Here is a 13,790-nt window from a genome sequence, read left to right on the forward strand (position 1 = left end):
ATGGTCGTCTGTATCTGCAATGCCATTCGTGAGAAGGACTTGAAGGAAGCCGTGCGCGACGGCGCGGATACGCCGTGCAGCGCCTATGCGCGCTTTGGCCGTCGCCCCAAATGCGGCCAGTGCGTCCCCTTCGCCCGCACGATCATCGCCGCAGAGCGCGCCTCTGCCTGACACGATTGCAAATCATCCGCATGAAAGACTCGCGAAGCCGACGCAATAGCGTGCGATAAAATGGCGGAATATCAAGGCTTTTCAGCTTAACAGCAGCGACCCAAAAGCCTATAGTCCGGCGGTATTTTCCCCCAGCCGGAGTATCCGCCATGAAAGGCGACCCGAAGGTCATCGACTATCTGAACGAGGTGCTCAAAAATGAGCTGACCGCGATCAACCAATATTTCCTCCACTATCGCATCCTCAATCACTGGGGCGTCGAAAAGCTGGCCAAGTTCGAATATGAGGAATCGATCGACGAGATGAAGCACGCCGACAAGCTGGCGGAGCGCATCCTCTTCCTCGACGGCCTGCCCAATTTCCAACTGCTGGGTCGCCTCAAGATCGGCGAGACGGTCGAGGAAATCCTGAAAGCCGACCTCGCGCTCGAATATGAAGCCCTGCCCCCGCTCAAGGACGGCATCGCCTATTGCGAATCGATTCGCGACTATGTGACCCGCGACCTGTTCCAGTACATCCTCGAAAGCGAGGAAGAGCATATCGACACGCTGGAAACCCAGTTCGAGATGATCGAGCGCATGGGCATCCAGAATTATATCCAGCTCCAGAGCAAGCCGGCCGAGGGCTGACACGAAATTATTGCGACTCCTCCGCTTTATGGGCGGGGCTATCGTATATAAAAACCATCCCTTCCTTCATCGTCACCCTGAACTTGTTTCAGGGTCCATTTCGCCAGATCAAGCAGTTGTTTGCGACGGGAAATGGATGCTGAAATAAATTCAGCATGACGGTGGCGGATGATGAAATGTCGTATGCAGTTGCCGACGCGGCATAATCACAGCATGCGCCGCCTACAGCAAAGCTTCCAATATCCCGATCAGCGGCAGGTCGGCGGGCGGCATGTCCAGCGCATACATCTGCGCCGGGCGCACCCATTGCAGCGCCGTGGCATGGCGCGCCTGCGCCACCCCTTCCCATTTCCGGCAGACATAGAGCAGCAGCAGCAGATGCTTGTCGCCCAGCGGTTCGCTGGCAAAGGTTGCAGGGGCCAGGCAACTCGCATGGGTGCGAATGCCCAGTTCCTCTTCCAACTCGCGGATCAGCGCCGCTTCGGGCGTCTCGCCCGGCTCCAGCTTGCCGCCGGGAAACTCCCACAATCCCGCCATCGATCCGCCCGGCGGCCGTTGCTGCACCAGAACGCGGCCATCCGCGTCGATCAGGGCGGCGGCCACCACCAGCAAAGGCGAAAAACTGTCCATAAAGGTCCGATGAAAGGGCTTTGTTAACCGTGCGTCTTTTACAGGTCTATCCGGGACTGTCTGTAGTGAACTGGGGACCGTATGCGCGGGATCATCGAAATCATCGCCCGCCTGGGCCTTACGCGATGCGAACGCGGCGCAACGGCTGTCGAATATGGTCTCATTATCGCGATGGTCGTTCTGGCCATGATCACGGCGCTCACCAGCGTGGCCGACAAGACCACGGGCATGTGGAACAACGTGTCCAATGAAGTAACGTCGCGTTAACCATCAATATCTGACAGCGACCTGATCCACATTAACCGTTTTTCAACCGACCTCCTCTAATCCAATCCTTGCTGACCACATTTATCCAAGCGGGGCGGCCGGGTAGTTAAACGCAGTTTCAAGACAAGGAGACATCACATGCAGTTCATTCGTAAGATGCTGAAGAACGACAAGGGCGCGACCGCCATTGAATATGGCCTGATCGCGGCTCTGATCGCTGTCGCCGCCATCGGCGCGATGACCAGCCTGGGCACGAAGCTCGGCAGCACCTTCAACAATGTTTCGGGCAACCTCAAGTAAGCCCGACACACTGTCGAACCAGGGGGCGGCGAAGGCAACTTCGCCGCCCCTTTTCGTTTGGCGTTACCAGGTCACGATCTTCACCCGCTGCCCCGGCCGCAGAGAGGCATTGGCGGCCAGCGCGTTGATCGTCAGGAAGCGCTCCAGCTGATAGTCGCTATAGGCCATGCGGCGGCTGAGCGACTGGACCGTATCCCCCGCCTTCACCGTCACCACATCCACCCGGCGCGGCTTGATCGCGGCGGCTTCCTGGGGCGAGAGGCGCTGGACCGACTGCACCATCGCATTGAACGGGCCGATGCCCTGGCCCGCCGCGGTCAACAGCAGGAAATGAAAGGCTTTGCCGCCACCAAAATCATAAGCAAACACAGTCGCATCCACCGCGCCCGACTGGCTGTTCGCGCGCACCGTGCGCCACGCAGCAGGCAGCCCGTTGATGGTCGTCCGCCGCACCTCGCCCTCCGGCACGCCACCATTCGCCCCGCCCAGCTTGGCAAAGACGCTGTCGATATAGGCCGGCAGATTGCCGGAATAGGGGGCTGCGCCAAATTGCGCCTGCCCGCCCGATCCAGTCACCGACACCGCGTCCGCGCCATTTTCCATGCCAAAGCCGGTCGGCGCGGTGAAGGTGAGGCGCAGGTCGGGATGACGAAAGCGATTACCCTCGATCACGCCCTGCCGGGGATCATCGCCATAGAGCAGCCCGTCGAGCGCATTGAGGAAGGCGTCGCGGTTGCGCACCACGCTCTTCGATCCGCTGCCCGCTGCGCCCTTGGCGGCGCGCGCGACCCGGGACGCGGGGTCAGGATGGGTGCTGGCCCATTCGGGCATCGTCCGCGCGCTGCCCGCGACTCGCGCATCGAGATTGCTCTGCGCCGCCAGCGACGCCAGCATCCCCGACAACGCACGCGGATCATAACCGCCCGATGCCAGATAACGGATGCCCAGATCGTCCGCCTCATATTCCTGCGTGCGGGAAAATCGCAGCGTCAGCAACTGGCTGCCCGTGCCAATCCCTTTCTGGATCAGCCCGGCAAAGCCCGAATCGCCCAGCAATGCGCCCGTCAACACGCCCAGCAGCGCGCCGCCAATCGCATTGCGCTGCGCCGCCTGTTGCCGCCGCTGGCCATGGCGCGCCGCGACATGCCCCACTTCATGCCCCAGCACCCCGGCCAGTTCCGCCTCATCATTCATCAGCGCCATCAACTGGCGTGTGACATAGATATAGCCGCCCGGAATCGCGAAAGCGTTGTTGACCGGCGAATTGAGCAGGCTGACGGTAAAATCGCTCTGCGCGTTGGACAGGCCGGACTGCACCGCGATGCGACGTCCGACACTCTCGACATAGCGCGCTTGCGGCCCGGCATAGGGACCGCCAAATTCCTTGAGCAGTTCAGGATGCTGCTTGGCCCCGCTCGCCTTGTCCTGCTGGCTGATCGACGACACGGTCCGTATCGCACGCTGCTGGCCGATGACGGCAGGCGCAGCCACCAGCGCCGCCATACCCACACCGGCGCACGCCAGCGACAATTTCCAGTTCATCCCCTAATCTCCACCTCTGTTACCCCATCGTAACGAGAAGAGGGGCCGAAGCGTTCCCCGTCAAGCGCCTCTCAGGCACCGATGGCGAGAAATTTGTCCGCCCGGTCGGTGCGCAGCGCCTGCGCATCCATGCCGTCCATCGCCGCCAGTTCCGCCTCGATCGCCGCGCCCAGGCTGGCAATCGCCTCGACGGGATCGCGGTGCGCCCCGCCCACCGGCTCCGGCACGATCGTGTCGATCACGCCCAGATTCTTCAGATGCTGGGCCGTCACCTGCATCGCCGTCGCCGCGTCGCTGGCCTTGTCGGCGGTGCGCCACAGGATCGACGCACAGCCTTCGGGCGAAATCACCGAATAGACTGCATGTTCGAACATCAGCACGCGGTTCGCTGCCGCCAGCGCGATCGCGCCGCCCGACCCGCCTTCGCCAACCACCGCCGCGACCATCGGCACGCCCAGCTTCAGGCACGCCTCGGTCGACCGCGCAATCGCTTCGGCCTGGCCCCGTTCCTCGGCCTGCACGCCCGGAAAAGCGCCCGACGTATCCACCAGCGTCACCACCGGCAGGCCGAACCGGTCGGCCAATTCCATCAGGCGGATCGCCTTGCGATAGCCTTCGGGCTTGGCCATGCCGAAATTATGCCGCACCCGGCTGGCGGTGTCGTCGCCCTTTTCATGGCCAATCACCATCACCCGCCGCTCGCCCAGCGTCGCAAAGCCGCCCAATATCGCCTGATCGTCGGCGAAGGCACGGTCGCCCGCCAGCGGCAGGAAGTTATCGAACATGCCCGCGACATAATCCTTGAAGTGCGGACGTTCGGGGTGGCGCGCCACCTGCGTCTTTTGCCAGGGCGTCAGCTTGGCGTAAGTGTCACCCAGCATTTTCGCCGCGCGCGCTTCCAGCGTCGCAATCTCGCCGTCAATATTGATGTCACCAACGCTGGCAGTGGCGCGCAGTTCGACAATGCGCGCTTCCAGTTCGGCAACGGGCTTTTCAAATTCCAGAAAGCTGACCATGGCGCATGGCGTTAGGGCGATGACGCGTCGTCGTCAACGCGCGGCTGCGGCATTTTCGGCACCATCTGCCCCAATGGATGGCGGCTATTGACCAGTTCGACCAATCGCCGACTATCGACATGGGTATAGATTTGCGTCGTGCCAATGTCCGCATGGCCCAGCATCGACTGGAGCGCGCGCAGATCCGCGCCGCCCTCCAGCAAATGGGTAGCGAAAGCGTGGCGCAGCACATGCGGGCTAACCCTTTCGGGCGCGATGCCAGCCGCCCCTGCCAGCGCCTTGACGATCTGGTAAAGCCGAATGCGGCTGAGGTAACTTTTCCCCGACGGAAACAGCCAAGCGCTATCCGACGGCACATGCGCCAGCCAGGTGGCGACCGCAGCGCGCGCCCGGTCGGAAATCGGCACCAGCCGCTCGCGCCCGCCCTTGCCCTTCAGGATCAGGAAGGGCCGGTCCGCCGCCAATGCCCGGCGCGGCAGCGACACCAGCTCGGTCGCGCGCAGCCCGGAGCCGTACAACAACTCGATCAGTGCCGAGAGCCGCAGGTCGCCGGGCGCGGGATGCGCCACCGCCAGCCGCTCGGCGATCAGCGCGAACAGCATATCCACCTCGGCACCCGACAATATCTTGGGCAGTGGCCGCCGCATCACCGGGCGCGGCAGCGCACTGGCGGGATTGTCCGCCCGCAGCCCTTCTTCCTCCAGAAAGCCATAAAAGGCCCGGAGCGCCGACGCCTTGCGCGCCACGGACGATGCCGCCAGTGCCGCCCATTCGCCCGCTAGCCTGCCCAGCGCCTCCTTGCTAGCCCCGGCCAGCCCGCCGATCAGCGTGGCGGCACCGTTCAGGTCGGCGCGATAGGCCAGCAACGTATTGCGCGACGCGCCCCGCTCCGCCGCCATCATTTCCAGAAAGCGGTCGATCAGGGCATCATCATCACCCATCAGAGCCGCGTGATCGCCTCCGCCGCGATCATCCGCGCTTCGGGGTCCAGCCCGACACGATGCAGCGCGGCGACGACATGATAGAGATGCCCCGGCGGCAGGCGGTTCCAGTCGCCCCCCTGCATCCCCACCGCCGCCAGCAGGGCGACCGTACCCTTTTCGCCCCGCTGCGCCGCCGCGCCGATCGCGCGCGCCCAACGGCTGTTGGCGGCAAGGTTCACCCCATTATCCTGCGCCAGGCTGGCCGCATCATCAGCCGACAGCCGCGCCAGACCGGCCAGCGCCGCGATCAGCATCCGGCCCTTCTCCGGCCCGGCCTCGCCGACATAGGTCGATACCCGGCCTTCGTTGATGTCCACCACGCGGCTTGGCGCGCCGACCGCCAGCAGGCCCCAAAATTGCGCCGCGCCATCGCCGTTCAGCTGCCCCAGCGCCCGCGCCCAGCGCGCCGCGTTGCGATCATAACCAGCGGTCATCATCGCCGCGACCAGATTGGCCGCATCGCGCGCATCGGCCTGCGCCACGGGCAGGGCCGCCGCCGCCCGCGCCGTCGCGATCAGCCCGACATAGTCGGGCCGCGCGCCATCCTGCCACCATGTCTGCATCGCGCCGATCCGCTCACCCACGGTCGCCCCGGCATAAGCGGTGCGCAGCGCGTCGATCCGGTCGGCGACCTCCACCGGGGCATCGCCATCGGCCGCCAGCTGGCTGTAGAAACCGACCAGCGCCGCGTTGGAAAACACCCCCAGCCGCGCCGCAATCTCCACCGCAGGCCGCCGCCGCACCGCTGCCAGCGCGGGCGCGCGCGCTTCCCACGCCCGCACATGCGACCCGACCGTGCCATAGAGCGTATCGGGAATTTCGACATTCAGCGCCGTTGCCAGACCAAAGCGCCAGGCGGTCAGCCGGTCCACTCCGTCCCACTCAATCTTCACCGACCGGCGCGCATTGAACCCGGTGCCGACCACCTTTTCCGCCAGCCGATAATCGATGCCGCGCACCACACCGCGCCGCTGCGCCTGGTTGAGCGCGCCGCTGGCTGACCCCTGATCGCCCGACAGTGCCGGACAGATCGCCCGCGTCATGTCCCAGCCCGGTTCCTTGCTGAAACGCAGCGCACCCGCCGACAGCGGACACAGCCCGGCGGGGTCGGCGCTCGCCAGATAGGTCTGCATCGCAATGGCATAGAGGCGCGGGGAATAGCGGTCGGGATCGACGCTCTGCACCATCATCCGCGCGCTATCCGCCTCACCCATGCGCAGCAACAACCATGCGCGCTCGGCCGCCCAGTCCGCTCCGTCAATGTCGCGCGGCGTATCCACCGCCGACAGCAACGTCCGCCGCAACAGGATCGCGGCCCAGCGCGACATGATCGGCGCATGGGTCTGCTGCATCAGCGTGGCCAGAAACTTGCCCGACTGCCCGCCAAAAGCGTTCGGCTCCATCCCGCGTGTCGCGGGCGTCAGCGGCCCGATGCGATCCAGCGACCGGCGCGCCGTTTCGGGCAGATCATATTTCGCCTTCTGCGCCGCCAGCTCTTCGGGCGTCAATTCGTCTTCGGCCGCATTGGCCGCCGTCGGTGGCAACAGCGACAGATCGGGCGGGGTCGCCGGATTGAGCGACGGGGCAGGCACGACACCCGGCGTCGATCCCGGCGCGGGGCGCGCGGGCGTTGGCGCAGGCGCTTCTGGCGCATCGCCAAAACCGGGCGGCAACAGCGATTCGGGCGCCTGTTGCGCCACGACCGGCAGCGCCAGTGCCAGCGCAAAGCTGCCCAGCGCCCATTTCGCCTTACCCCCGGACCTGCGCATGGGCTTTACTGGCCCAGCTTCTCGGCGGGGATGGCTTTCTCGACACGCTGCTGCGGCTGCTCGCCGCCGCGCGACCACAGGAAGGCCAGCAGCGCGACGACCAGAACCACCAGGACGATGGGCAGGATCGGCAGGCGCGTGCTACGACGGCGGCCAGCGCCCTCAAAACTGCTGAAATTGCGGTTGTTCTTCATGAGTCCTTGCTACGGCTGGTCCCGCCATCGCGCGAAACGACAGGGAAAGATGCGATTTGCCTCTGTGACGGGTCGCTGTATAGCCCCGGTCGCCATGCAGCGAAACAGCAAATTCCCGGCAACCAACGCCAAGCGCGGTCCCATCGTCCTGGTGGGCATGATGGGCGTGGGCAAATCCACCGTCGGACGGCGGCTCGCCGCGCGGCTGGGCGTGACTTTCGTCGATGCCGATGAGGAAATCGAGAAAGCCGCCGGGCTTTCCATCACCGAAATTTTCGCCCGCTATGGCGAACCCCATTTCCGCGACGGCGAACGCCGCGTCATCGCCCGGCTGATGGACGGCGCGCCCAAGGTGATCGCAACCGGCGGCGGTGCCTTCATGCAGGATGATACCCGCGCGCTGATCCTGGATCAGGCGACCGCCATCTGGCTGGACGCGGACATTGACGTGCTGGTCGATCGCGTCTCCCGCCGCGAAGGCCGCCCTCTGCTCAAGGATCGCGATCCCCGCACGGTGCTGACCGAACTGGCCGCGATCCGCAATCCGGTTTACGCGCTCGCCCCCATTCATGTGAAGAGCATCGCGGCCCCGCATGACATCACGGTCGACCGCATCATGGAGCATCTGACGGCATGGCAATAGTCCCGGTCGCGCTCGGCGCGCGCAGCTATGATATCATCGTTGAGCAGGGCGCGCTCGACCGCGCTGGCGACATCCTGGCCCCCTATGCGCGCAAGGGACGGCTGGTCGTCGTCACCGACGCCCATGTCGCCGCAGCCCAGCTTCCCCGCCTCGACGCCAGCCTGCGCGCCGCCAATGTGACGCTCGAACCGATCATCCTGCCGCCGGGCGAACAGACCAAAAGCTGGCGGCATCTGGAACAGCTGCTCGACGCGCTGCTGGTGCTGGAGATTGAGCGCGGCGACCATGTCGTGGCCCTTGGCGGCGGCGTGATCGGCGATCTCGTTGGCTTTGCCGCCTCCATCCTCAAGCGCGGCTGCCACTTCATTCAGGTGCCGACCACCCTGCTGGCCCAGGTCGATTCGTCGGTCGGCGGCAAGACCGCGATCAACACCGCGGCGGGCAAGAATCTCATCGGCAGCTTCTACCAGCCCGCCCTCGTCCTTATCGACCCATCGACCCTCGACAGCCTGCCCGCGCGCGAAACCCGCGCCGGCTATGCCGAAGTCGTCAAATATGGCCTGATCGACGATCCCGATTTCTTCGACTGGTGCGAAGCCAATGCGCAGGCGCTGCTGGCGGGCGACCCCGACGCCCGCACCATCGCCATCGAACGCAGCGTCCGTGCGAAGGCCGCCATCGTCGCCGATGACGAGCGCGAAACATCGGGCCGCCGCGCCCTGCTCAACCTTGGCCACACATTCGGCCATGCGCTGGAGGCCGACACAGGCTTTTGCGACACGCTGCTCCATGGCGAAGGCGTCGCGGCAGGCATGGCCCTCGCCTTCCGCTACTCCGCGCGCCTCGGCCTTTGCCCGCAATCGGATGCAGACCGCGTCACCGCGCACCTCAAAGCCGTCGGCCTGCCCCACAACCTCGCCACCGCCCATGTCACCGCCGATGGCGCAGCGCTGGTCGGCCATATGCTCCACGACAAGAAGATGGCGGCCGGCACCCTCCCCTTCCTGCTGGCGCGCGGCATCGGCCAGACTTTCCTGTCGAAAGACGTCGTGCTGGACGATGTGGCTGCGTTTCTGGACGCGGATCGGGCGGCCTGAATCGCCTGCATCGCTCGGCGGTATGAAGGGATAATGTCCGGAACTACGCATTTCTTACACCGTCATGCCAGCGTAGGCTGGCATCTCTCTTTTCTTTCAACGCCTTCGCCACAAAAAGTGAGATCCCAGCGTTCGCTGGGATGACGGAAGTGGGTGACCGCAACAGTCCCGACAACAAACAAAAAGGGCGCCACATCGGGCGCCCTTTTCTTCAAACCTTTAAGGCCGATTACTTCTTCAGCGTCAGGCCGCCAAAGCGCTTGTTGAAGCGCGCAACCTGGCCGCCCTGATCCAGCTGACGCTGGCCACCGATCCATGCGGGATGCGACTTGGGGTCGATGTCGAGCGCCATCTTGTCGCCTTCCTTGCCCCAGGTCGAACGGGTCTGGAACGTCGTGCCATCCGTCATCTGGACGGTGATCATGTGGTAGTCGGGGTGAATCTCGGCCTTCATGGCGTCATGCTCCGTAGTGCGCCGGTTCCGACCGGCTGTGGATGCGGGAAAAGTGCGAAGGCGCGCCGTTAGCGGGTTTGACGCGCCATGGCAATAGTCCGTCATCCCGGCGAAAGCCGGGATCTCCCTTTTCTTCGGATGCGACAGAGGAAGCGAGACCCCAGCTTTCGCGGGGGTGACGGGAATAGTTCAATCCTTGGGCGGATCGCTGATCATCGCGACGAACTGCGCCTCGGCCGCCAGCTTGTCGCCCAGCATCGCCTTGCCCGCAAATTTGCAGATCGCGCCGCGATTCTGGGTCACTTCGACATGCAGGTCGAGCAGGCAGCCCGGCTCCACCGGCGATCGGAACTTCGCGCCGTCGATGCTCATAAAATAGACGAGCTTGCCCGAATCGGCCAAATTCATCGATTCCACCGCCAGCACGCCCGCCGCCTGCGCCATCGCTTCGACGATCAGCACGCCCGGCATGATCGGCCGGGTCGGGAAATGCCCCTGGAAAAAAGGTTCGTTCACCGACACCGCCTTGATCGCGTGGATCGACTGGTTCGGCACCAGCGACACCACACGGTCGATCAGCAGCATCGGGTAACGATGCGGCAGCGCGGCCATGACCCGACGGATATCCATCGGGCCACGCGCGCCTTCATTTTCGACTGCCCCCGTCATGCTGGATCAGCGCGACTTGGGCGCCTGCGCCGGGTTCGCCGGTGCGGGCTGGCCTGCGGCCTGACCCTGACGGCCCGGCTGCCAGCCGGCGGGCGGCGTGATCGAAACGCTGGGGACGAGCGCGTTAATTTCGGTCACGACGGCAGCCGTAATGTCCACGGTCGGCTGGTAGGACACGGTCGCGTCGGGGGCCAGCACCAGGTCAACCTTGGCCTTGGCCATCGCCGCCTTCAGCGCGTCCGACAGCTTGGCGGTGATCTGCTCCTCGACATAGGCGTTGGCGAGCGCGATCGGCTGGCCCATGCGCTGGAGTTCGGCCTGCGCGCTCTGCTGCGACTGCTGGAACGCCTGATACTGGGTTTCGATCGCCGGGGTGGGCTTGTTGCCAGCGGCGGTCAGCGCCTTCTGGATCGCATCGCCCTTGGTCTTGAGGTCGGCGTCGATCGCCGTCTTGCGCGCGTTGAACGCATCGATCTGCGGCTTGTAGGTCGTCTGCATCTGGGTGCGGGCGACGGTATAGGCCGCACTCGTGCCGACCGCGCGTTGCAGGTCGGCGACGGCGATGCCCGCCTTCGACTGGGCAGCGGCGGGAACGGCGGTCAATGCAATGGCAGTCATCGGCGCGAGAACGAGCGCCGCAGCCTTGAAAATGGTCTTCATCAGAATTGAGTCCCTACGTTGAAGGTGATGAGCTTGGTGTCGTCCCCTGGTTCTTTCAGCAGCGCCTTGGCGATGTCGATGCGGAACGGGCCGAAGGGCGAGTTCCAGTTGACGCCGAAGCCAACCGACAGGCGGGGCTTCAGCGTATCGCCGAGATATTCTTCCTCGAAATTGCTGCCCGCAAAGTTGTAACCGCTTCCGCATACCGGTGCCCGCGCCGTGCCGGTGGCGCGCTGGCGGGTCGCGCCGGGCGGCACTGCGCCGCTGACAGGATCGGGAGTCGGGTCACAATAGCCAGCGAAGCTGCCATTGCCATTGATCAGCACCGGATCCTTGATTCCAGCGACCGCGCCTGCATCGACAAAGATCGACGGCCGCAGCCCCATTTCACGCGCACCCGATCCCAGCGGTATCTCCACTTCGGCCCGCGCTTGATAATAGATGCGGCCGCCCAGCGCGTCGTCGGTGATGTTGTTGCGACCTGCAGCCCGGTCATAACCGGTGATGTTGTTGTTCGCATCAGTCGTCGCCTGGAGGAAGTAGCGCTTCACCCGTGGACCGACACCGCGGATGTTGAAGCCCCGAAACTGTGGTTCGCCAAGGAAGAATCGATCAACCAGCCGGACACGCTCAGTCGGGTTGCCGTCAGGGTCGAGCCGTTCGCTTTCCAGCGAATGTATGTAGCCGCCTTCACCTGACAGAGAGAAGATGAAGCCCGCGCCCAACGGCCAGAATTTGGCGGCATTGAGACGCGTGCGGACATATTTGACGCTGCCGCCCAGACCCGCGAAATCCTGGCTGAGCACCGCATTATGGCCCCGCGTCGGACGGATGCGGTTGTCACGCGTGTCATAAATAAGCGAGTAGCCCAAGGACGAGGTCGTACGCTTGCCGATCGCGTCGCACAGATAGCGCCCGGCGAGCAACGGATCGCAGCGCTCCGCCAGCGGGCCTGCGCCATCGGGATCGGAATAATAGGTCGCCCGATCGAGCGTCACATCGTCGAAATTGAGGCTGTAACGCAGCGCCAGCGACATGAACTCGGTGATCGGAACACCGGCGCGAATCTGGAAGCCCGTGGTCGTCTGTTCGTAGGTCGTATCGCGACTGTTGGTCCCGTTACCTAGAAACCGGAAGCTGTTCATGTCGCGGCGATAAATGTCGCCGCCCAGCGCGATATTCTTGTCCATGAAATAGGGTTCGGTGAACCCGACTTCCACCGACTTGCTATAGGCCGAATAATTGACCGAGGTGCGCAGTTCCTGGCCCTTGCCGCGGAAGTTGCGCTGGGTGATCGACGCCGACACGATGAAGCGTTCCAGTGACGAGAAACCGGCCGACAGCGACAATTCGCCGGTCGATTTTTCCTGCACATTGGTTTCCAGGATGATACGATCAGGCGCAGAACCCGGCTTCTGCTCCACGTCCAGCTTTTCCTGGAAAAAGCCGAGCGAATTGATCCGGTCCTTCGACCGCTTGACCAGGAAGCTGTTGAACGCATCCCCTTCGGCCAGACGGAACTCCCGGCGCACCACCTTGTCCTGCGTCAGCGTATTGCCGTTGATATCGACCCGCTCGACATAGACGCGCGGCGCATTGGCGATGCGGAAATTGATCCCCATCGTCAGCGTATCCTTGTCGCGCTGGAAATCGGGCGACACATCGGCAAAGGCGTAACCGAAAAGGCCCGCCGTCTCGCTCAGCGTGTCGACCGTATCCTCGACCTGCTTGGCGTTATACCAGTCGCCCTTCTTCATCGGCAGACGCTTGGTCAGGCCATCGCCTGACAGGTCGCGAATGTCCGATTCGACCTTCACATCGCCAAATTTATAGCGGTCGCCTTCTTCCACCACATAGGTGATGATGAAGTCCTGCTTGTCAGGCGTCAGTTCCGCCACGGCGGAAATCACGCGGAAATCGGCATAGCCTTCGGTCAGATAATATTGGCGCAGCTTCTGCTGATCATAGGCCAGACGATCGGGATCGTAACTGGTGCCGGACGAAAACAGGCGGAACCAGCGCGACTGCTTGGTCACCATCTGGCTGCGCAGCGCGCCGTCCTTGAACTTCTCGTTGCCGATGATGTTGATCTGGCGGACCTTGGACTTTGGCCCTTCGGTAATTTCGAACACGATATCGACGCGATTCTGGTCGAGCTGCACCATCTTCGGCTCGACGCTGGCGGCGAAACGGCCCTGACGGCGATACAGTTCGATGATCCGCGCCACGTCGGCACGGACCTTCGACCGGGTGTAGATCTGGCGCGGGGCCAGCTTGATTTCCGGCCGGATCTTGTCCTCTTTCAGCCGCTTATTGCCTTCCAGCACGATGCGGTTGATGACCGGATTTTCCTTCACCTCGACCGTCAGCGCGCCATTGTCGTTGCGGATCTGGACGTCGGCGAACAGCTCGGTCTCATACAGGTCGCGCAAACCCTGATCGAGCGTTTCCTGGGTGAAGGGCTGGCCAACGCGCAGCTTGGTGTAGGACAGGATCGTGTCCGGCTCCAGCCGCTGGGTGCCGGTCACCGTGATCGCGCTGATCGTGCCGACCGGCGCGGGCGCGACGGGCGGGGCCAGCGTCGGCGCGGGCGCACGGGCTGGCGTTGCCGCCTGCTGCGCCATTGCCGGAGCCGTCGACAGCCCGGCGATCATCGTCGTCGCCAACAGGGCCGTGACGACCGGGCGCTGCCTCTTGCTGCTCATCATCGCTGTCACCCGCATCACCTCAAACAGTATAAAATTGTTTCCGCCGACACAGACGACG

General features: G+C 64.0%; 16 protein-coding genes. 6 read left to right on the forward strand and 10 right to left on the reverse strand.

Features of this window, described 5'->3' with window-relative positions; genetic code table 11:
• Entirely contained in the window at positions 1 to 171 is a 171-nt protein-coding gene (locus tag D0Z70_RS09020) for a (2Fe-2S)-binding protein (RefSeq protein ID WP_037476694.1), read from the forward strand.
• Between the two features lie 149 nt (positions 172 to 320).
• Positions 321 to 800 carry a bacterioferritin gene (gene bfr / locus D0Z70_RS09025; protein ID WP_119745522.1) on the forward strand — a complete coding sequence of 160 codons (480 nt, stop codon included), beginning with the start codon at positions 321 to 323 and terminating at the stop codon, positions 798 to 800.
• Between the two features lie 222 nt (positions 801 to 1,022).
• Here the strand turns inward: bfr and D0Z70_RS09030 are convergent, their stop codons facing one another.
• Complete coding sequence (locus tag D0Z70_RS09030) at positions 1,023 to 1,430, reverse strand: (deoxy)nucleoside triphosphate pyrophosphohydrolase (RefSeq protein WP_119745524.1); 408 nt, start codon at positions 1,428 to 1,430, stop codon at positions 1,023 to 1,025.
• A gap of 81 nt (positions 1,431 to 1,511) precedes the next feature.
• Between D0Z70_RS09030 and D0Z70_RS09035 the strand changes: the two genes are divergently transcribed.
• Positions 1,512 to 1,697, forward strand: coding sequence for a Flp family type IVb pilin (locus D0Z70_RS09035; protein ID WP_119745526.1), 186 nt, complete (start codon positions 1,512 to 1,514; stop codon positions 1,695 to 1,697).
• A 138-nt stretch (positions 1,698 to 1,835) separates the two neighbouring features.
• Positions 1,836 to 1,997 carry a Flp family type IVb pilin gene (locus D0Z70_RS09040; protein ID WP_006954731.1) on the forward strand — a complete coding sequence of 54 codons (162 nt, stop codon included), beginning with the start codon at positions 1,836 to 1,838 and terminating at the stop codon, positions 1,995 to 1,997.
• Positions 1,998 to 2,060: 63 nt separating this feature from the next.
• Here the strand turns inward: D0Z70_RS09040 and D0Z70_RS09045 are convergent, their stop codons facing one another.
• The 5 genes from D0Z70_RS09045 to D0Z70_RS09065 all read right to left on the reverse strand — a co-directional run bounded on the left by D0Z70_RS09045 (position 2,061) and on the right by D0Z70_RS09065 (position 7,501).
• Positions 2,061 to 3,539, reverse strand: coding sequence for a M48 family metalloprotease (locus D0Z70_RS09045; RefSeq protein WP_420820374.1), 1,479 nt, complete (start codon positions 3,537 to 3,539; stop codon positions 2,061 to 2,063).
• A 71-nt stretch (positions 3,540 to 3,610) separates the two neighbouring features.
• Positions 3,611 to 4,555 carry an acetyl-CoA carboxylase carboxyltransferase subunit alpha gene (locus tag D0Z70_RS09050; protein ID WP_119745530.1) on the reverse strand — a complete coding sequence of 315 codons (945 nt, stop codon included), beginning with the start codon at positions 4,553 to 4,555 and terminating at the stop codon, positions 3,611 to 3,613.
• Positions 4,556 to 4,566: 11 nt separating this feature from the next.
• On the reverse strand, positions 4,567 to 5,496 hold the full coding sequence (locus tag D0Z70_RS09055) for a tyrosine recombinase (protein WP_119745532.1): 930 nt from the start codon (positions 5,494 to 5,496) through the stop codon (positions 4,567 to 4,569).
• Positions 5,496 to 7,307 carry a hypothetical protein gene (locus D0Z70_RS09060; protein WP_119745534.1) on the reverse strand — a complete coding sequence of 604 codons (1,812 nt, stop codon included), beginning with the start codon at positions 7,305 to 7,307 and terminating at the stop codon, positions 5,496 to 5,498. The genes D0Z70_RS09055 and D0Z70_RS09060 overlap by 1 nt, the downstream gene beginning before the upstream one ends.
• Positions 7,308 to 7,312: 5 nt before the next feature.
• Positions 7,313 to 7,501 carry a hypothetical protein gene (locus tag D0Z70_RS09065; protein WP_119745537.1) on the reverse strand — a complete coding sequence of 63 codons (189 nt, stop codon included), beginning with the start codon at positions 7,499 to 7,501 and terminating at the stop codon, positions 7,313 to 7,315.
• A gap of 94 nt (positions 7,502 to 7,595) precedes the next feature.
• Here D0Z70_RS09065 and D0Z70_RS09070 point away from each other — a divergent pair, with 94 nt between their 5' ends.
• Both D0Z70_RS09070 and aroB read left to right on the forward strand, forming a co-directional pair.
• Complete coding sequence (locus D0Z70_RS09070; protein WP_119745539.1) at positions 7,596 to 8,144, forward strand: shikimate kinase; 549 nt, start codon at positions 7,596 to 7,598, stop codon at positions 8,142 to 8,144.
• Entirely contained in the window at positions 8,135 to 9,241 is a 1,107-nt protein-coding gene (gene aroB / locus D0Z70_RS09075; RefSeq protein ID WP_119745541.1) for a 3-dehydroquinate synthase, read from the forward strand. Before D0Z70_RS09070 ends, aroB begins: the two co-directional genes overlap by 10 nt.
• A 229-nt stretch (positions 9,242 to 9,470) precedes the next feature.
• Here aroB and rpmE read toward each other — a convergent pair whose 3' ends face one another.
• From rpmE to bamA, 4 genes are all read right to left on the reverse strand, one after another.
• Positions 9,471 to 9,695, reverse strand: a complete 225-nt coding sequence (gene rpmE / locus D0Z70_RS09080; protein ID WP_119745543.1) for a 50S ribosomal protein L31 — start codon at positions 9,693 to 9,695, stop codon at positions 9,471 to 9,473.
• Between the two features lie 189 nt (positions 9,696 to 9,884).
• Positions 9,885 to 10,364, reverse strand: coding sequence for a 3-hydroxyacyl-ACP dehydratase FabZ (gene fabZ, locus D0Z70_RS09085; protein WP_119745545.1), 480 nt, complete (start codon positions 10,362 to 10,364; stop codon positions 9,885 to 9,887).
• 6 nt (positions 10,365 to 10,370) lie between these two features.
• Complete coding sequence (locus D0Z70_RS09090; RefSeq protein WP_119745547.1) at positions 10,371 to 11,024, reverse strand: OmpH family outer membrane protein; 654 nt, start codon at positions 11,022 to 11,024, stop codon at positions 10,371 to 10,373.
• Positions 11,024 to 13,732, reverse strand: a complete 2,709-nt coding sequence (gene bamA, locus D0Z70_RS09095) for an outer membrane protein assembly factor BamA (protein ID WP_182913902.1) — start codon at positions 13,730 to 13,732, stop codon at positions 11,024 to 11,026. The genes D0Z70_RS09090 and bamA overlap by 1 nt, the downstream gene beginning before the upstream one ends.
• Positions 13,733 to 13,790: the final 58 nt, after the last annotated feature.

The sequence above is a fragment of the Sphingobium terrigena genome, assembly GCF_003591655.1.
Taxonomy (GTDB): Bacteria; Pseudomonadota; Alphaproteobacteria; order Sphingomonadales; family Sphingomonadaceae; genus Sphingobium; species Sphingobium terrigena.

Coding starts and splice junctions, on each gene's coding strand:
- fabZ (WP_119745545.1), bottom strand. CDS start 10,364: ATGACGGGGGCAGTCGAAAATGAAGGCGCGCGTGGCCCGATGGATATC.
- D0Z70_RS09060 (WP_119745534.1), bottom strand. CDS start 7,307: ATGCGCAGGTCCGGGGGTAAGGCGAAATGGGCGCTGGGCAGCTTTGCG.
- D0Z70_RS09070 (WP_119745539.1), top strand. CDS start 7,596: ATGCAGCGAAACAGCAAATTCCCGGCAACCAACGCCAAGCGCGGTCCC.
- D0Z70_RS09045 (WP_420820374.1), bottom strand. CDS start 3,539: ATGAACTGGAAATTGTCGCTGGCGTGCGCCGGTGTGGGTATGGCGGCG.
- D0Z70_RS09050 (WP_119745530.1), bottom strand. CDS start 4,555: ATGGTCAGCTTTCTGGAATTTGAAAAGCCCGTTGCCGAACTGGAAGCG.
- D0Z70_RS09020 (WP_037476694.1), top strand. CDS start 1: ATGGTCGTCTGTATCTGCAATGCCATTCGTGAGAAGGACTTGAAGGAA.
- D0Z70_RS09040 (WP_006954731.1), top strand. CDS start 1,836: ATGCAGTTCATTCGTAAGATGCTGAAGAACGACAAGGGCGCGACCGCC.
- D0Z70_RS09035 (WP_119745526.1), top strand. CDS start 1,512: ATGCGCGGGATCATCGAAATCATCGCCCGCCTGGGCCTTACGCGATGC.
- D0Z70_RS09090 (WP_119745547.1), bottom strand. CDS start 11,024: ATGAAGACCATTTTCAAGGCTGCGGCGCTCGTTCTCGCGCCGATGACT.
- rpmE (WP_119745543.1), bottom strand. CDS start 9,695: ATGAAGGCCGAGATTCACCCCGACTACCACATGATCACCGTCCAGATG.
- bfr (WP_119745522.1), top strand. CDS start 321: ATGAAAGGCGACCCGAAGGTCATCGACTATCTGAACGAGGTGCTCAAA.
- aroB (WP_119745541.1), top strand. CDS start 8,135: ATGGCAATAGTCCCGGTCGCGCTCGGCGCGCGCAGCTATGATATCATC.
- D0Z70_RS09030 (WP_119745524.1), bottom strand. CDS start 1,430: ATGGACAGTTTTTCGCCTTTGCTGGTGGTGGCCGCCGCCCTGATCGAC.
- D0Z70_RS09065 (WP_119745537.1), bottom strand. CDS start 7,501: ATGAAGAACAACCGCAATTTCAGCAGTTTTGAGGGCGCTGGCCGCCGT.
- bamA (WP_182913902.1), bottom strand. CDS start 13,732: ATGATGAGCAGCAAGAGGCAGCGCCCGGTCGTCACGGCCCTGTTGGCG.
- D0Z70_RS09055 (WP_119745532.1), bottom strand. CDS start 5,496: ATGGGTGATGATGATGCCCTGATCGACCGCTTTCTGGAAATGATGGCG.